Raw genomic sequence first — 16,647 nt, 5'->3', positions numbered from 1 at the left:
CCCCCCCCCCCCGCCACCGAAAACCCGCCGGTGTAGCAATAACAATTGAGCACGCGGCGCAGGCGAAGGCGCTGCACGGTGTCGGCAAAGCGCTTGCGGCTGTCGCGCTGGTCCAGGTAGAAGCCGGTTTTGTGGCCTTCGGCGATGTTGAGCGTGAGACGCCACTGGTGCTCGTGGATCTCCAGCTCCAGCGGCGGCGCCTCCCCCCCAGCCGCCGGGCCGCCGCGCAGCCAGCCGGTGCTGGCGTCCAGGCCTTCGAGCTGGCGCACGCTGGCGTCCGAGCGCTCGTACAAGAGCGCCAGCCCCGTGGCCTGCAAAAGGGCGTCGGCAATCACATCCTTCCAGCGCTCGGTGCCTGCGCTGGTGAATTGCGCCACGAGCGTGTCGCCGTAGCGGTCCACGATCAGCCCCGGCAGAGCGTCCGATTCGCCATGGACCAGGCGCATGCCGCTACTTTTGATATCAAATCGGGCTCTAGCGCTTACCGCTCTTGCGCAAGCAGCTATGAAAAATGCACCGTCAATGCGCTGCGATGCGTCAAAACTCCACACCCGCACCCGGATGCGCGAGGCCGGGCTGAACGCCGCCCAGGCCAGAAACTGGCCTTCATGCGACTCCACGCGCACGGTCTCACCGCTGTCGCCCCCACCTTTGGCGATAGCGGTTTCAAAGATCCAGGGGTGGCGGCGCAGCAGGGAGCGCTCTTTGCCGGGGCGCAGGGTGAGGGTTTTCATGGTGGTGCAATCGTCGCGCAAATACGCCCCCAACCAAGCACGGGCCGCGCAGGGGTATGCGCACGCGCTGCCGTCTCAGTATCAGAGCGCTTGGCCGATACGGCCCAGGCGCGGCGCCCAATTCTCCAGGATATCCACCGACACCAGCACGCGCCGTGCCTGGCCAATGAGCAAATGGCGCGGAACCAACCCGATGTAGCGCGAGTCGGCGCTGTTGTCCCGGTTGTCGCCGAGCACCAGGTATTCGCCCTCGGGCACGGTCACCGGGCCGAAGCTGCGGTGCGCCGTCACGCCCTGCAGCCACTGCACGCGTCGTTCATCTCCCTGCAGGTGCTCGGTCCAGCGGGTGGCGGGCACCTGCGCACCGATTTCGGCCAGGGTCTCGGTCACGGCTTCGGGCGCGTCGTAGCGCGCGGCCTCGCCGTTGAGGTACAGCACCTCGTCGCGCATTTCCAGGGTATCGCCAGGCAGCGCCGCAATGCGCTTGATCAGTCGCGTGCCGTCGCGCGGCGAGGAAAAAGTGACGATATCGCCCCGTCGCGGCTCGCCCAGGTGGGCAAGCACCACGTCGGTCAGCGGCAGTTTCAGGTCATAGGCCAGGCGGTTGACAAAGACCACGTCGCCCTCCAGAAGGGTGGGCCGCATGGAGCCCGAGGGAATGGGATTCCAGTCGGCCACGGCGGTGCGAAAGACACCAAAGCACAGCAGCAGGACGATGAACCCACGGTTCGATTTGACCCATTTCAGCAGCATCTGGACAACTCCAAAAGCACTCCACAGCGAGCGCCCCTGCTCGGATGCACCCGGTCGCAACTTGGTTCCACCATGCCGGCGGTCGGGGGTCAGACGCAGCCATGGCCCCGTGCGCTGCGCCATGCCAGTGCCCCCTTGGAACCGGCTTTGCCGGGCCACCGGGTGCGCCCCCCTTGGGGGAAGCGGCGCAGCCGCTTAGAACGTGTTTACGATCTCCCAGGGGCCGCGCAGCAGTCTTTGCGGGATGGGATGCAAGGCGCGGTGGGCGGCCAATAGCCCCGCTATTGGCAAGCGCCGCAACGCCGCAGACCGCCCGCAAAGACCACTGCCCAAAGGGTTGGAGCGAAATCGGGCGATTGGACGCCCCGGCTGCTTGCATGGGCATGAGCCCATGCGGCGCATCCGAAGCATCCACTCATCCCGATTGCGCTCCAACGCAGCCCCTGCGAGATCGTAAACACGTTCTTAGGGGATCATTTTTTTCTCGCGCGCGGGTGCGCCGCGTCGTACACCTTGGCCAGGTGCTGGAAATCGAGCCGCGTATAGACCTGCGTGGTGGTGATGTTGGCGTGGCCCAGCAATTCCTGCACGGCGCGCAGGTCGCCGCTCGATTGCAGCAGGTGGCTGGCAAATGAATGGCGCAGCATGTGCGGGTGCACCGGCGTGCTCAGACCTGCCTGCCCGCTGCGCTGGCGCAGGCGCTTCCAGACCGACTGGGCCGAGAGGCGCGTGCCGCGCTGACCGACAAAGAGCGCCGGCCCGCCCGCACTGCCGCGCAGCGGCAGCCACACAGCCAGCGCCTGCCGCGCAGCCGTGCCCAAAGGCAGGCTGCGGCGCTTGCCGCCCTTGCCCAGTACGTGTGCCTCGCCGGCCCGAAGGTCGATCCAGCCCCGGCCTTCGCGCGCCGCATCGCTGCCGGCCGTTCGGTCCAGGCCGACGAGCTCGCCGACGCGCAGGCCGCAGCCATAGAGCAGTTCCACCATGGCGGCGTCGCGCGCCTCCAGCCAGGGGTCGGCGCCGCCGGCATGGAAATCCGCCAGCCGCACCGCATCGTCCACGCCCAATGCCTTGGGAAGAGGCTTGGCCGCCTTGGGGCCGCGCACGCCCTGGACCGGGTTGCTGCTCACCAGGCCCTGCCGCGCGGCCCAGGTGAAAAAACCGCGCCAGCCCGAGAGAATGAGTGCGATGCCCCGGCTGCTGCGCCCGGCGCCGTGCATTTGCGCCACGAAGCGACGAATATGCGCCGGCTGCAAATGCAATAGCGGTACGCTGACTGCACTCGCAAACTGCGCCAGCTTTTCAAGGTCAAGGGTGTAGAGGGTGAGCGTGCGCGCGGCCAGCCGCTTTTCGACGCGCACATGCTCCAGATAGCGCTGGGCTTCAGCGGGCAGCGGCGCAGGCGCGGTCATGCGCAGACCACCCTGCTTTTCAGTGTTCTGCAGCGCTGTGCACCGCCCACAGCCCACGCAAAGGGCGCAATCCAGACCAGCGGCCACCGTGCAAGGGCCGCCCCGCCGCACCGGTGGCGTCCCCCTGAGGGGGAAGGCGCCGAAGGCGACTCAGGGGGCATCTACCTCAACCGCTGCAGCGCGGCGCTGGCCAACTCGGCCATGCGCGAGAGAAATTCCGTGCCCATGGTGGCATCGAAGCGCTGGGCGTCGGGCGAACCCAGCACCAGCAGGCCAAAGGCCGGCGTGGCGCTGTCGATCGAGCCACCCCGCAGCGGCAGCAGTGCGAGCGACTGCGCTGCCATGCTATCGCCCTCTTCCACCGCGACGCGGGGCAGCCAGCTGGCCGGCTCGAACCCCAGGTTGGGCCCGCAAAACGGCATGGTCAGCGAGCTGGCAAAGGCGCGCACATCGTCGCTTGCGTCCTGCGCAAAATCGTGCTCGGTGTACTCAAAGGCAACGTCCCAGACACGGATGGCGGTCTGCGGCACGTCGAAATGCCGCTCGATGCCCTGCACCACGGCCTGCGGCAGCTCCGCTGGGTGCTGCACGCGCTGCAGCTCGCAGCCCCAGGCGTGCACCTTGGCGGCAATGGCTTCGTTGTCGTGGCTGTTGCGCACCATGTCCATCACGCGCTGCTCCAGCGCCTTGATCTTCTCGCGCAGCATTTCGGCCTGGCGCTCCTGCAAACTCACGGCGCGCTGGCCGTGGGCGCTGGCGATCTGCACGCTGGCCAACACCTCGGCGTGGCGTTCGAAGAATTCTGGGGTATTCACCAGAAATTGGGCGATGTCCTCTTCGGTAATGGGGGACTGGGCACTGTTACTCATAGGGGGTCCGGAAGTTGAATGCGGCCCTCGAACACCGTAGTGGCCGGGCCGGTCATGAAAACGGAGTCGGCCGCCTGGCCGCTCCAGGCAATGGAGAGTTCACCGCCGAGCGTCTGCACCTGCACGGGCGATACCAGATACCCCATGCGAATACCCGCCACCACCGCCGCGCAGGCGCCGGTGCCACAGGCCAGCGTCTCGCCCGCGCCGCGCTCGTACACGCGCAGGCGCACATGGTGGGGGTCCACCACCTGCAAGAAGCCGGCGTTGGCGCGCTCGGGAAAGCGGTGGTGGTTGCCGATCAAGGGGCCGATTTCGGCAACCGGCGCCGTGTCAACGTCGTCCACCAGCAGCACCGCGTGCGGATTGCCCATGGAGAGCACCGCCACATACAGCAGGGTTTCCTGGCCCTGGTCTTCGCGCGCCAGTGGCCAGGTCTGCCAGGCGCCTTCGGGCTTGGGCTGCAGGCCGGTCGCAGTGAATGGGGCCTGCAGCGGGTCAAACACCGGGCGACCCATGTCCACCGTGACGCCGTCGCCGGCGAACTGCAGAACAATGGTGCCCGACAGCGTCTGTACGCGCAGGCTGTCCTTGCTGGAGAGGCCCTTGTCGCGCACAAAGCGGGCAAAGCAGCGTGCACCGTTGCCGCATTGCTGCACCTCGCCGCCGTCGGCGTTGTAGATGGCGTAGGCAAAATCGACGTCCGGGCCGGGCGCGGGGCGCACGCACAGCACCTGGTCGGCGCCCACGCCAAAGTGGCGATCGGCGAGAAAACGAATGTGCTCGGGCGAGAGCTGGTACGCCTGCTGGGTTTCATTGAGCACGACAAAATCGTTGCCCGCGCCCTGCATTTTGGTGAATGCGATTTCCATGGCCGCAATTATGGGTGCAGGCGCCCTGCCGGGCACGGCTGCCGCGTTCGGGTTAGGCTGATTGCCATTGCATCGCAACGGACAGGAAAGGACAGAACATGACGCTACTGAGCGATTTCCCCATCACCAAGAAATGGCCGGCGCGCTTCCCGGACCGCATCCAGCTGTATTCGCTGCCCACGCCCAATGGTGTCAAGGCGTCCATCATGCTGGAGGAAACCGGCCTGGCCTACGAGCCGCACCTGGTGAATTTCGAAACCGACGACCAGCATTCACCCGAATTTCTCTCACTCAACCCGAACAACAAGATTCCGGCACTTCTGGACCCCAATGGCCCAGGCGGCAAGCCCATGGCGCTGTTTGAATCGGGCGCCATCCTCTGGTACCTGGCAGAACGCACCGGCCTGTTCCTTCCCCAGGACGCCATGGCCCGCTACGAAACCCTGCAATGGCTGATGTGGCAAGTGGGCGGCGTCGGCCCGATGTTTGGCCAGCTCGGCTTCTTCAACAAGTTCGCCGGCAAAGACTTTGAGGACAAGCGCCCACGCGATCGTTACGTGGCCGAATCGCGCCGCCTGCTGGGCGTGCTCGACAAGCACCTCGAAGGCCGCGACTGGATCATGGGCCAGGATTACACCGTCGCCGACATCGCCACTTTCCCCTGGGTGCGCAACCTGATTGGTTTTTACGAGGCCGGCGCGCTGGTTCAATTCGAGCAGTTCCGGCAAGTCAAGCGCGTGCTCGACGCCTTTGTCGCCCGGCCCGCCGTGGCGCGCGGCCTCACGATTCCCGCGCGCGGCTGATTTCGGGTTCGATAATGGCCCCATGACCCGCCCTACCCAGTGGCTGCACCCGCAGCGCGAACCCGTCCGGCCGCTTTCGGCCGCCACTGTTCTACTTGTGCGCGATGCGCCGGACGCCCCAGGCGGGCTGCAGGTGCTGATGACGCGGCGTTCCGCCAAGGCGAGTTTTGCGCCAGGTGCCTACGTTTTCCCGGGCGGCGGCATTGACGCGCTGGACGCTGACCCAGCCACGCACGCCGCGTGCGCGCGCCGCCCCGGCCAGTCGGATGAGCAGCTCACGCAGGCCGTCGCCGCGATCCGCGAGAGCTTTGAAGAGCTCGGCATCCTGCTGGCACGCCACGAAGGTGGCCGACCGGCCGATGCTGCCGACATCGCTGCGCTCGATCGCCACGCACCGTTTGCCGCGCAATGCGCCGTGCGGGGCCTGCGCTTGGCGGCCGACGAAGTCTTTGTGCTGGCGCGCTGGACCGGTGACCGCGACCTGCCGCGGCGCTTCGACGTACCCTTCCTGATCGCCCGCATGCCCGAAGGCCAGACGCCCGTGGCCGACGAGGCCGAGCAGTTCGAGCCGGTGTGGGTGCGCCCGCATGAAGCGCTGGAACGCCACGCGGCGGGCGGTTTCTTCATGATTTTCCCGACCATCCGCACCCTGGAGCGCCTGACGAAGTTCGACGGCGCCGACGCCGTGCTGGCGGCCTGCGCCAGCGGCACGCCCCTGTGGACCAGTTGCCCCCGCGCCGGCCTGCTGGCCGGCAAGGAAGCGCGCTACATGGAAGACGAAATGCCCTATGGCGAGCTGGCCCTGGTCTGCCCAGATGGCCAGATCGTGCACCCGCTCGACTGGCAAAGCGAGCGCCCGGTCCCACTTTTGAAGAACTTGCAGCGCCTGACCGCCCCCAATCCCGGCGTCATGACCGGCCCCGGCACCAACAGCTACCTGGTGGGTGAGCCGGCCACGGGCTACATCGCCATCGACCCCGGCCCGGCCGATTCGCAGCACCTGGAAAAACTCTGGCGCGCAGCCGGCGGCGACATCCGCATGATCGTCTGCACCCATTCGCACCCCGACCATTCGCCAGGCAGCCAGCCGCTGCAGGCACTGTGCGTGCAAGCGGGCCGCGGCGCCCCGCCCATCCTAGGCCTGGCCTCAAAACCCACGGCGCGCGCGCACAGCCAGTTCACACCGGATCGCGCGCTACAAGATAGTGAGCTGCTCACGCTTACGGGGCAAGCGCTAGAGGGCAAAATCACCCATACTTTGCAAGTGGTGTACACCCCCGGCCACGCGGCCAACCACCTGTGCCTGCTGCTGGTGGAGGACGCCTTGCTGTTCTCCGGCGACCACATCCTGAACGGCAGCACCACAGTGATCGACCCGCCCGACGGCAACATGGCCGATTACCTCGATTCGCTCGACCGGCTGGACGCGCTGTGTGCCGAGCAGGGCGTGGCGTTCATCCTGCCGGCACACGGCTACGTGCTGGGCGATGCGCGCGGCGCGATTGCCCGGCTCAAGGCCCACCGGCTGGCGCGCGAAGCGAAAGTGATTGCCGCGCTGGAGGCCCTGCCCGGCGGCAGCATGGAAGACTGGGTGGCGCATGCCTACGCCGACGTGCCGCCGCGCATCTGGCCGGTGGCGCAGCGCTCGCTGCTGGCGCACATCGAGCGCATTCGCGCACTCGGGCCTGGGAATAATTGATACCCCCTGAGCCGCTTCGCGGCTTCCCCCAAAGGGGGACGCCACCAGCGCGGCGGGGCGGCCCTTGCGCGGTGGCCGCTGGTCTGGGCCGCGCTTGTTTGATGCGCCGCGCTGGATGTATTGCCCCATGATTGAGCGAAATGAAAAATCTCTCCACTTCACCTGACAACACCGAGCGCCTCGCCAAGCGCGTGGCGGCCGAGCATGGCCTCTCGCGCAGCGCGGCCGAGCAGTACATCGAAGGCGGCTATGTCAGCGTCGATGGGGCACTGGTCGAAGTCCCTGGCGCCCGCGTAGCGCCGCAGCAGCACGTGGTGCTGGCCAAGGATGCCAGCCTCGACGCGCTGGAACCCGTGACGCTGCTGCTGCACAAGCCGCCGGGCTATGAAGCAGGCCTGGGGCTTGACGCGGCGGCCGCTGCGCACGGCAGCCGCAGCCAGGGCGCGCCCGCAGCGCTGAGCCTGATCGGGCTGTCCACCCACATGGAAGGCGACGCCGCCGACACCCGCGTGCTGCTGCGCCACTTTCGCGCCCTGGAATGCTTCACGCCGCTGCCCACACCGGCCAGCGGGCTGGTGGTCTACACGCAGGACAAGCGCATCGCGCGCAAGCTGGCCGAGGACATCGAGTCGCTGGAGCAGGAGTGCATCGTCGAGGTGGCGGGCCAGATTGCCGAGGGCGGTCTGAAAAAGCTCTGCCATGGCCTCTCGTTCAACGGCCGGCCGCTGCCGCCCATCAAGGTGAGCTGGCAGAACGAAACCCGGCTGCGCTTTGCGCTGAAGGGCATCCGCCCCGGGCAGATTCCTTCGATGTGCGAGGCCGTGGGCCTGCGCGTGGTGGCGATCCGCCGCATCCGCATCGGGCGCGTGCCGCTGGCCAAGGTGCCCGAGGGGCAATGGCGCTATCTGCAGGCATGGGAGAAATTCTGACGCTATTGAAAAAATAGCTGTCAGGGCAATACCGATAAGCGCTAGAGGCCAATTTCTCTTAAAATTTCGACCTTGCGAGAATAAGTGTGAAGCGCGCCGATAAGCCGGATTCTGTGCGCTGCGGTTGCCTGCAACGTGACCGCCATTACTCTGGGCCGGGTGTCGCCACCACGGCTCGGTGCTACCTACCCGCCAACTCTGCGGAACCACATCAACGTTGGCCTACTTGGTATTGCTGCGCGTAGAGATTGCCCGTTTCACCCGAAGCGGGCCTAGGCCTGCTTCGACTCGTCTCTGTTGCTCTGATCCTCACCTCACGGTGGGCAGCCGTTAGCTGCTACGCTGTCCTGTGCAGTCCGGACGTTCCTCCAGTGCCTGGTTTCCCAGATTGCACCAGCGGCGGTCTGGCGCGCTTCACGGGAGCGATTATCCCCGACCCACGCACCTCGTTCACCCCTTTTTCCAAGCCCATCACCATGACCATTCCTTCCACCACCCATTTCGACACCGCCGCCCGCGATTGGGACCAGCGCCCCACGTCGCTGCAACTGGCCGCTGTACCCGAGCGCCTGCTGGCGCAGCTGCCCTTGCAGGCCAGTGACCATGTGCTGGATTTCGGCGCCGGCACCGGGCTGCTGTCCACCGCCATTGCGCCGCACGTCGCGCAGGTCACGGCGCTGGATATGTCGGCCGCCATGCTGCAGGTGCTGGATGAAAAGGGCTTTGCCAACATCACCACGCGCCAGCAAGACATCTCCGCAGGGTTGCCCGGGCAGTACCACGCCATCGTGAGCTGTATGGCGATGCACCACGTCGCGGACACCTCCGCGCTCCTGCACACCTTTGCCGCTGCGCTGCACAGCGGTGGGCGCATTGCCTTGGTGGATCTGTACCAGGAGGACGGCAGCTTTCACGGCGACGCCGCCGCCAACGCCGCGAAGGGCGTGCAGCACTTCGGCTTTGCACCCGACAGCTTGCGTGCGCTGGCCGAACAAGCCGGTTTGGTGGACATCGCGTTTGGCGAAATCCTTCGCCTGCAGCAGCACAACGGGCGGGCCTATCCCCTGTTTCTGATGACCGGGCGCAAGCCCTGAGGATGTGTTCACGATCTCCCTGAGACACCGGGTGCCGTGACAGGAAGGCCGCTGATCCGGCATATCCATATGGCTGAACCGGCAGAACAATGGGTTCAGAATGAATGGCACTGCTTTTCCACCCAACCGTTCAGGAGACGCCATGAAGGTCGACAACATTCTGCAAACCATTGGCAACACGCCGCACATCCGCATCAACCGCATCTTCGGGCCGGACGCGAAGGTGTGGATCAAGTCCGAGCGCAGCAACCCAGGCGGCTCCATCAAGGACCGCATTGCGCTGGCCATGGTCGAAGCGGCGGAAAAATCGGGCGCGCTCAAGCCCGGCGGCACCATCATCGAGCCCACCAGCGGCAACACCGGCATCGGCCTGGCGCTGGTAGCGGCCGTCAAGGGCTACAAAATCATCCTGGTGATGCCCGACAGCATGAGCATCGAACGGCGCCGCCTGATGCTGGCCTACGGTGCGAAGTTTGACCTGACGCCCAAGGAAAAGGGCATGAAGGGCGCAATTGCCCGCGCCGAGGAGCTGCAGGCGCAGACGCCCGGCGCCTGGATTCCGCAGCAGTTCGAGAACCCGGCCAATATCGCCGTCCACGCCGAGACCACGGCAAAAGAAATCCTGGCCGATTTCCCCGATGGCCTGGATGTGCTGATCACCGGCGTTGGCACCGGCGGCCACATCACTGGCTGCGCGCGCGTGCTCAAGGCAAGATTCCCGAATCTCAAGGTGTTTGCGGTGGAACCCACCGGCTCGGCCGTGATTTCCGGCGGCGCTCCCGGCCCGCACGCCATTCAGGGTCTGGGCGCCGGCTTCATTCCGAAGAACCTCGACACCAGCGTGCTCGATGGCGCCATCGTGGTGGACGCCGAGGATGCACGCGAATTCGCACGCCGCAGCGCCCGCGAGGAAGGCATTCTGGTCGGCATTTCATCGGGCGCCACGCTGGCCGCGATTGCACAAAAGCTGCCCGAACTGCCCGCTGGCAGCCGCATCCTCGGCTTCAACTACGACACCGGCGAGCGCTACCTGTCGGTGGATGGTTTCCTGCCCACCTGATCCAGACAAGATCTATGAGCGCGGTGGTGGCCGCGCTTCACAAGGCATCGGCCAGCCGTCCTACAGCGCCCGCGGGTAGCACGCGGAACAATCGAACCAGGCCGCCGCGAGCTCCATGCACCCGGCACCAGAATGCAGCGGCGGCATCTGTCCACGACCGATTGCCCGCATGCCTTCCACCGAATCCACCACCCTGGCCTTCAAGGCGCTGACCGTCAACGTCCACAAGGGCTTCAGCACTTTCAACCGGCGCTTTGTGCTGCATGAGTTGCGCGACGCGGTGCGGGCCGTAGGAACCGATCTGGTGTTTCTACAGGAAGTGCACGGCACGCACCGGGCCCACGCGCAGCGCATTGCCAACTTCCCGCAGGTGCCGCAATACGAATTTTTGGCCGACGAAATCTGGCACCAGCACGCCTATGGGCGCAACGCTGTGTACGACAACGGAGACCACGGCAACGCCCTGCTCTCCAAATTTCCCATCGTTCACTACGAAAACCACGATATTTCGATTCGCGGCCCCGAACGCCGGGGCATGCTGCACTGCATCGTCCAGCCGCCCGGGCGTGCGGAGCCTTTGCATGCGATCTGCGTGCACCTGGGTCTACAGGAATCGCACCGCCAGCAGCAACTGCGGCTGGCGTGCGACCTCATCAATTCGCTGCCGGCGCACGAGCCGGTGGTGATGGCCGGTGACTTCAACGACTGGCGTGGTCGCGCCCACCGCGTGCTGCGCGACGGCGCGGGTCTGAGCGAGGTGTTTCTGCAGTCGCAAGGGCATGCCCAGCGAACCTTTCCCGCATCCATGCCGGTGCTGGCACTGGACCGCATCTATGTGCGCGATGCGACGGTGAATTCACCGCTGATACTCCCAAAAAAGCCCTGGGACCGGCTGTCTGACCATGCGCCGCTGGCAGTGGAGATCAGCATATGACGGCAGCCGGCCGCCGACGGCCCGCGCAAGGCATGGAGGTTTTTCCATGAACAGTCGCGCACGCGCCCCCCGCTCCACCCGCTGGGTGGAGGGCAACGACTTCGAGCTGCTGGAAAACGGAGAAGACTTCTTTCCCCGCGTGTTCGCCGCCATTGGGGCCGCCGAACGCCAGGTGTGGCTGGAAACCTTCATCCTGTTCGACGACAAGATCGGTCGTGCGCTGCATGCCGCCCTGCTTGGCGCGGCGCAGCGGGGTGTATGCGTGCATGTGCTGGTCGACGGTTTTGGCTCGCCTGACCTGCCCGAGCGCTATGTCGGCGAGCTGGTCGAGGCGGGCGTGCAGTTCCGCACTTTCGATCCGGGCCAACGTATTTTTGGCCAGCGCCTCAATGTGCTGCGGCGCATGCACCGCAAGATCGTGGTGGTCGACGGCGCACTGGGCTTCATCGGTGGCATCAATTATTCGGCCGACCATGTGGCCGATTTCGGACCCGAGGCCAAGCAGGACTACGCCGTGCAGGTGCGTGGCCCCATCGTCGCGCAAATGCACCGCTTCGTGCAGAGCGCGGTGCACACCGACCGGCGCCAGAAGGTTCCCGAATCGCCCGAGTCGCCCGAGTCGCCCGACCCCCAGACCTTGCCGCAAGCTGGCGCAGCAGGCGCCATCTTCGTCACGCGCGACAACCACCGCCACAGGAGCGATATCGAGCGCCATTACCGAATCGCGCTGCGCAGCGCGCGCCAGCGGGTCGTGATCGCCAACGCCTACTTCTTCCCCGGCTACCGCTTCATCCGCGAGATGCGCCGCGCCGCGCGGCGCGGGGTGGACGTGCGCCTGATTTTGCAGGGCCAGCCCGACATGGCCATCGTCAAGACCGCCGCCAGCCTGCTCTACGAGCACTTGTCACGCGCGGGAGTGCGCATCTTCGAATACTGCGACCGGCCGCTGCACGGCAAGGTGGCCCTGGTGGACGACGAGTGGTCCACCGTGGGTTCAAGCAACCTCGATCCGCTGAGCTTGGCGCTGAATCTGGAAGCCAACGTCATCATCCGCGACCGCCCCTTCAACGCCCACCTGCACGAGCGGCTCACCGATCTCATGGACAACAGCTGCCGCAGCATCGAGTTGCCCGCGAAGAGCCGGTGGGCGCGGCTGCGCCTGCTGCGCAGCTATTTGGTGTTTCACCTGATGCGCTGGTTTCCCACCTGGGTGGGCTGGCTGCCACGCCACGAACCCACCATTGCGCTGGCGCAGGCGGTCAAGGAGGCTGGGCAGGCCGAAGCCGGCGAGACCGAGCGCTCGCACGCCGCAGTCTGAAGGAAAGCCGCGCATGGCGCTTCCAAGGCCCACCACGCCCCAGGCGCCGACCGCATTCACTGCGCTGCCGCGCTTGCGCCCTGGGCGCGGTGCCGCGCGCACCGGCGCACCTCGGCGCGCTTCTCAGGGCATGGGGCTGACTTCATTGCAACAAAAACCCTGGTGGCCCTTGCTGACGCGCGGCCTGGCTGGCGCATTCTTCGTGCTGGTGGCCTCGCTCATCGCCCACCAGGCGCGCGGCGTGCACTGGTCCGCCGTCTGGCAAGCGGTGCTGGCGCTTCCGGCACGTGTGCTTTGGGCGGGCGCGGCGCTGGCCTTGCTGAGCCACTTCACCTACGGCAGTTTTGAATGGATCGGCCGGCACACCACTGGCCACACCCTGGGCCGCGCCACCACGCTGGGCATCGCCATGACCAGCTACGCCTTCACCCTCAACCTCGGTTCGCTGATTGGCGGCGTGGGCGTGCGCTACCGGCTCTACAGCCGGCGCGGCGTGGAGCCCGGAACGATTGGCCAGGTGGTGGCCACCAGCATCCTGACCAACTGGGTCGGCTACCTGCTGCTGGCAGCCGCCGTCCCCTGGTTCTGGGTGCCACCCGCCGTCTTTGGCTGGAGCGCCAGCGCCGCGCAGTGGCGCATGGGCGGCGCCCTGCTGGCCCTGGCTCCGCTGGCCTACCTGGCGCTGTGCCTGGTGCGAGGGGGGCGGCCGCTGGCGCTGCGCGGACACCGCTTTGCCCTGCCGCGCTGGCCGCTGGCGCTGTGGCAGGTGGTGGTGTCGTGCGCCAACTGGATGCTGATGGGTGCGGCGCTGTGGGTGGTGCTGCAGGGCCAGGTGGCCTACCCGGCGGCCATCGCCACCGTGATGCTGGGCGCGGTGGCCGGGCTGGTACTGCGCGTGCCCGCCGGCCTGGGCGTGCTGGAATCGGTGGGCGTGGCGCTGCTGACCACGGACACGCTCTCCAAGACCGACGTGCTGGCCGCGCTGCTCGCCTATCGGGCACTGTACTACTTCGTGCCGCTGGTGCTCGCTGCGTTGGCGCTGGCCGCGCAGGAATGGCTGACACCTGAGCGCCCAAAGTAAACGAATGGGGCGTTGCGTTGGCCAAAATGGATGTGCGTTATGTCCGCCGGAATGTGAGAACAGACCTCCACCCGGCGGGTGCTTCGGGCGCGAAGCATGACTTCCAATGCGTCATGTAATGGAACAATAGTTTCAGATTGGAACGATTGTTCCCGTACGGCGCGATTCGCACGCTTGGCTGTGTGACACAGTTCGACAAATGAATGGGTTGGTCTGTATTTTGCTAGCTATTCAGGCTGACACCTTGGCAATCCAACGCCCATTCCGGTATCGAATGGGCTCTCATTTTTCGATCTGGAGTACGTCATGAAACGCAATCGCTTGGGCTTGCTCACTCTGGCCGTAGTTTCGGCATTGATCGCAGCACCGCTTGTCAACGCTGCCGAAGTTACTGAAGCACAGCACCTTGGCACAATCGAACGCTCGGAAGCCAAACGCGCCACCGCGCTGCTGGATAACGCGGTGAGCTACCTGCAGAAAAATGGCCCCGAAAAATCCTTCGCTGCCTTCAATGATCACAAGGGGCCTTTTATCGACGGCGCCTACTATGTTTTTGCCGTCGGAACGGATGGTTTCATGCATGCCGATGGCGCCGCGCCGGCGCTGGCAGGCAAAAATCAGGCGCAACTGCGCGATGCGGCCGGCAAGCCCTTTATTCAGGACTTGCTGGAACTGGCACAAAAATCCCCGACAGGCACCGTTGAATACCGGTGGTTGAACCGCACCACCAATCACCTGGAAAACAAGGTCAGCCTGTACCGCAAGGTCGGCGACACCATCCTCTGCGTCGGGTACTACACGCCGCGCGCCACGGTTGAGGAGGCACAGGACCTGCTCGCCAAGGCAGTGGCATTCTTGAAAAGATGGGGTGGCAAAACCGCATTTGAGGCTTTCAATGACCCGCAGGGCAGCTTCACGCACAACGACCAATATGTGTTCGTGATCGGCATCGACGATGGCGAATACCGGGCAACCGGCGCGTCACCCCAGCTCACCGGGATGAATGTGCGCGGCCTGCGGGACGCCACCGGCAAACCCCTGATCGAAGAAATGATCACCCTGGCAAAACAGAAGGGCAGCGGCACGGTTGACTACATGTGGCGCAATCCAGCCACCAACGCAGTAGAAGCCAAGCATTCGCTCATCCAGCGCGAGGGCGACGTGTTGCTGGGTGTCGGCTATTACACCAAGTAGCCTTTCCCCACGCCTTGGCGGACCCGCCGCCGTCGACTGAAAACATCCATACAGCCATGAGGCGGGCTACCTAGCCCTTGCGACCAATGGCGCACGCAGTCTGAGGGGCTATCATTTGCGCCCTCCGACATTGCCATCGCCCGATAACCACGGGCCCGCAAAATCTTGATCCGACTCTCCGAAATCCGGCTGCCCTTCACGGCAGCCCAAGCGCCCGAGGTCCCGCTTCGGGCCGCCGCCAGTGTGCTGCTGGGCCTGTCCCCGGCGGACATCGCCCACGTCCACGTCTTCAAGCGCAGCTTCGATGCACGCAAGGCGGGCCTGCTGGCGGTGTACATCATCGATGTCACGCTGGCCCAGCCGGAACGCGAAGCCGCCCTGCTGGAGCGCCATGCCGGCGACCCTCACGTCCAGCCCACACCCGACATGGCGTGGCAGCCCGTGGGCCGGGCGCCAGAAACACTGGCAGATCGCCCCGTGGTGGTAGGTTTTGGCCCCTGCGGCATCTTTGCCGCGCTGGTGCTGGCGCAAATGGGGTTCAAGCCCATCGTGCTCGAGCGTGGCAAGGCGGTACGCGAGCGCACGCAGGACACCTGGGCGCTGTGGCGCAAACGCGAACTGCATCCCGAGAGCAACGTACAGTTTGGCGAGGGTGGCGCCGGCACGTTTTCAGACGGCAAGCTCTACAGCCAGATCAAGGACCCGCGCCACCTGGGCCGCAAGTTGATGCACGAGTTCGTGCAGGCGGGTGCCCCGGAAGAAATTCTGTACGCCGCCCATCCGCACATCGGCACGTTCAAGCTCGTCAAGGTTGTCGAAAACCTGCGTGCGCAAATCATCGCACTGGGCGGTGAGGTGCGCTTCGGCCAGCGGGTAACCGATGTGCTGGTGGACGAGAGCGCCGCGGGCCGGCGCATCGCAGGCCTGCGCGTGCTCGACCAGACCACCGGCGACACGGACGAACTGGCCGCGTCGCAGGTCGTCATGGCACTCGGCCACAGCGCGCGCGACAGCTTCGCCATGCTGCACACGCGCGGCGTCGCCATGGAGGCCAAGCCGTTTTCCATCGGCTTTCGCATCGAGCACCCGCAAGGCCTGATCGACCGCGCCCGCTGGGGCCGGCACGCAGGCAACCCTTTGCTGGGCGCAGCCGATTACAAACTGGTACACCACGCGGCCAACGGGCGCGCTGCCTACAGCTTTTGCATGTGCCCTGGCGGCACCGTGGTGGCCGCCACCAGCGAGCCCGGCCGTGTCGTCACCAACGGCATGAGCCAGTATTCGCGCAACGAGCGCAACGCCAATGCGGGGCTGGTAGTCGGCATCACGCCCGAGGACTACCCGCAGGATGCGGCGGCATTCGAAGCCACGCTGGGGGCGCACCACGGGGTCACCGACAAGAGCGCAGGCAGCGCGCATCCGCTCTCCGGCATCGTGCTGCAGCGCCAGCTCGAATCAAGCGCCTACGTCCTCGGCGGCAGCGACTACAGCGCGCCCGCGCAGTTGGTGGGCGACTTTTTGGCGGGCCGCGCATCCACCCACATGGCGAGTGTCGAGCCCTCGTACCAGCCTGGCGTGCGGCCGGTCGATCTGGCCAACGCCCTGCCCGGCTACGCCATTGCCGCGCTGCGGGAAGCTTTGCCCATCTTTGGCCGAAAAATCAAGGGCTTTGACATGCCCGATGCGGTGCTGACGGGGGTGGAAACACGCACCTCTTCGCCGCTGCGCATCCACCGGGGCGACGATTTCCAAAGCCCCAACACCGCCGGTCTGTACCCCGCCGGCGAAGGCGCGGGCTACGCCGGCGGCATTCTTTCGGCCGGGGTGGACGGCATCAAGGTCGGCGAGGCCGTGGCGCGCAGCCTGCTGGGCTTGGCATAGAAAAGCCGCCAGCGGCA

The 16,647-nt window shown here is 65.9% G+C and carries 15 protein-coding genes and 1 other RNA gene; 10 read left to right on the top strand and 6 right to left on the bottom strand.

Annotated features, from left to right (window positions below; all coding sequences use genetic code 11):
- From AC07ZH_RS01415 to dapF, 5 genes are all read right to left on the bottom strand, one after another.
- Positions 1-734: class I SAM-dependent rRNA methyltransferase (locus tag AC07ZH_RS01415; protein ID WP_495198235.1), on the bottom strand; the 734-nt coding region annotated here is incomplete at its 3' end.
- Positions 735-815: 81 nt separating this feature from the next.
- A complete protein-coding gene (gene lepB / locus AC07ZH_RS01410) occupies positions 816-1,487 on the bottom strand; it encodes a signal peptidase I (RefSeq protein WP_495198234.1) in 672 nt (223 codons plus the stop codon).
- A 473-nt stretch (positions 1,488-1,960) separates the two neighbouring features.
- Positions 1,961-2,896: a tyrosine recombinase XerC gene (locus AC07ZH_RS01405; RefSeq protein ID WP_495198233.1), complete on the bottom strand. Its 936-nt coding sequence runs from the start codon at positions 2,894-2,896 to the stop codon at positions 1,961-1,963.
- 161 nt (positions 2,897-3,057) lie between these two features.
- Positions 3,058-3,765, bottom strand: a complete 708-nt coding sequence (locus tag AC07ZH_RS01400; protein ID WP_495198232.1) for a DUF484 family protein — start codon at positions 3,763-3,765, stop codon at positions 3,058-3,060.
- The gene (gene dapF / locus AC07ZH_RS01395) at positions 3,762-4,637 is read right to left on the bottom strand and encodes a diaminopimelate epimerase (protein WP_495198231.1); all 876 of its coding nucleotides are present in this window, start codon (positions 4,635-4,637) and stop codon (positions 3,762-3,764) included. Before dapF ends, AC07ZH_RS01400 begins: the two co-directional genes overlap by 4 nt.
- A gap of 98 nt (positions 4,638-4,735) precedes the next feature.
- On the opposite strand from dapF, the gene AC07ZH_RS01390 reads away from it, so the two are divergent.
- The 3 genes from AC07ZH_RS01390 to AC07ZH_RS01380 all read left to right on the top strand — a co-directional run bounded on the left by AC07ZH_RS01390 (position 4,736) and on the right by AC07ZH_RS01380 (position 8,068).
- Complete coding sequence (locus tag AC07ZH_RS01390) at positions 4,736-5,440, top strand: glutathione S-transferase N-terminal domain-containing protein (RefSeq protein WP_495198230.1); 705 nt, start codon at positions 4,736-4,738, stop codon at positions 5,438-5,440.
- A 22-nt stretch (positions 5,441-5,462) separates the two neighbouring features.
- Positions 5,463-7,139 carry an MBL fold metallo-hydrolase gene (locus AC07ZH_RS01385; protein WP_495198229.1) on the top strand — a complete coding sequence of 559 codons (1,677 nt, stop codon included), beginning with the start codon at positions 5,463-5,465 and terminating at the stop codon, positions 7,137-7,139.
- Between the two features lie 140 nt (positions 7,140-7,279).
- Positions 7,280-8,068, top strand: a complete 789-nt coding sequence (locus AC07ZH_RS01380; RefSeq protein WP_495198228.1) for an rRNA pseudouridine synthase — start codon at positions 7,280-7,282, stop codon at positions 8,066-8,068.
- Positions 8,069-8,152: 84 nt separating this feature from the next.
- On the opposite strand, the gene rnpB is transcribed toward AC07ZH_RS01380, so the two are convergent.
- An RNA gene (gene rnpB, locus AC07ZH_RS01375) (RNase P RNA component class A) lies at positions 8,153-8,484 on the bottom strand.
- 60 nt (positions 8,485-8,544) lie between these two features.
- Between rnpB and AC07ZH_RS01370 the strand changes: the two genes are divergently transcribed.
- From AC07ZH_RS01370 to AC07ZH_RS01340, 7 genes are all read left to right on the top strand, one after another.
- Positions 8,545-9,162, top strand: a complete 618-nt coding sequence (locus AC07ZH_RS01370; RefSeq protein WP_495198227.1) for a class I SAM-dependent DNA methyltransferase — start codon at positions 8,545-8,547, stop codon at positions 9,160-9,162.
- A gap of 142 nt (positions 9,163-9,304) precedes the next feature.
- Positions 9,305-10,222 (top strand): cysteine synthase A, encoded by a 918-nt coding sequence (gene cysK, locus AC07ZH_RS01365; RefSeq protein WP_495198226.1) that lies wholly within the window; start codon positions 9,305-9,307, stop codon positions 10,220-10,222.
- A 169-nt stretch (positions 10,223-10,391) separates the two neighbouring features.
- Positions 10,392-11,156 (top strand): endonuclease/exonuclease/phosphatase family protein, encoded by a 765-nt coding sequence (locus AC07ZH_RS01360; protein WP_495198225.1) that lies wholly within the window; start codon positions 10,392-10,394, stop codon positions 11,154-11,156.
- Positions 11,157-11,202: 46 nt separating this feature from the next.
- The gene (gene clsB, locus AC07ZH_RS01355; RefSeq protein WP_495198224.1) at positions 11,203-12,474 is read left to right on the top strand and encodes a cardiolipin synthase ClsB; all 1,272 of its coding nucleotides are present in this window, start codon (positions 11,203-11,205) and stop codon (positions 12,472-12,474) included.
- A 13-nt stretch (positions 12,475-12,487) separates the two neighbouring features.
- A complete protein-coding gene (locus tag AC07ZH_RS01350) occupies positions 12,488-13,555 on the top strand; it encodes a lysylphosphatidylglycerol synthase domain-containing protein (protein ID WP_495198223.1) in 1,068 nt (355 codons plus the stop codon).
- A 306-nt stretch (positions 13,556-13,861) separates the two neighbouring features.
- Positions 13,862-14,749, top strand: a complete 888-nt coding sequence (locus AC07ZH_RS01345; RefSeq protein WP_495198222.1) for a cache domain-containing protein — start codon at positions 13,862-13,864, stop codon at positions 14,747-14,749.
- A 165-nt stretch (positions 14,750-14,914) separates the two neighbouring features.
- The gene (locus tag AC07ZH_RS01340; RefSeq protein ID WP_495198221.1) at positions 14,915-16,630 is read left to right on the top strand and encodes an NAD(P)/FAD-dependent oxidoreductase; all 1,716 of its coding nucleotides are present in this window, start codon (positions 14,915-14,917) and stop codon (positions 16,628-16,630) included.
- The last annotated feature ends 17 nt before the right edge of the window (positions 16,631-16,647 follow it).

The sequence above is a fragment of the Simplicispira sp. GW247-4R2A genome (genome assembly GCF_059424465.1).
This window is presented reverse-complemented; position numbering and strand designations above follow the sequence as displayed.

Bases quoted from the DNA above. Each gene is read 5' to 3' on its own strand.
- lepB (WP_495198234.1), bottom strand. From the start codon at position 1,487: ATGCTGCTGAAATGGGTCAAATCGAACCGTGGGTTCATCGTCCTGCTG.
- AC07ZH_RS01405 (WP_495198233.1), bottom strand. From the start codon at position 2,896: ATGACCGCGCCTGCGCCGCTGCCCGCTGAAGCCCAGCGCTATCTGGAG.
- AC07ZH_RS01400 (WP_495198232.1), bottom strand. From the start codon at position 3,765: ATGAGTAACAGTGCCCAGTCCCCCATTACCGAAGAGGACATCGCCCAA.
- dapF (WP_495198231.1), bottom strand. From the start codon at position 4,637: ATGGAAATCGCATTCACCAAAATGCAGGGCGCGGGCAACGATTTTGTC.
- AC07ZH_RS01390 (WP_495198230.1), top strand. From the start codon at position 4,736: ATGACGCTACTGAGCGATTTCCCCATCACCAAGAAATGGCCGGCGCGC.
- AC07ZH_RS01385 (WP_495198229.1), top strand. From the start codon at position 5,463: ATGACCCGCCCTACCCAGTGGCTGCACCCGCAGCGCGAACCCGTCCGG.
- AC07ZH_RS01380 (WP_495198228.1), top strand. From the start codon at position 7,280: ATGAAAAATCTCTCCACTTCACCTGACAACACCGAGCGCCTCGCCAAG.
- AC07ZH_RS01370 (WP_495198227.1), top strand. From the start codon at position 8,545: ATGACCATTCCTTCCACCACCCATTTCGACACCGCCGCCCGCGATTGG.
- cysK (WP_495198226.1), top strand. From the start codon at position 9,305: ATGAAGGTCGACAACATTCTGCAAACCATTGGCAACACGCCGCACATC.
- AC07ZH_RS01360 (WP_495198225.1), top strand. From the start codon at position 10,392: ATGCCTTCCACCGAATCCACCACCCTGGCCTTCAAGGCGCTGACCGTC.
- clsB (WP_495198224.1), top strand. From the start codon at position 11,203: ATGAACAGTCGCGCACGCGCCCCCCGCTCCACCCGCTGGGTGGAGGGC.
- AC07ZH_RS01350 (WP_495198223.1), top strand. From the start codon at position 12,488: ATGGCGCTTCCAAGGCCCACCACGCCCCAGGCGCCGACCGCATTCACT.
- AC07ZH_RS01345 (WP_495198222.1), top strand. From the start codon at position 13,862: ATGAAACGCAATCGCTTGGGCTTGCTCACTCTGGCCGTAGTTTCGGCA.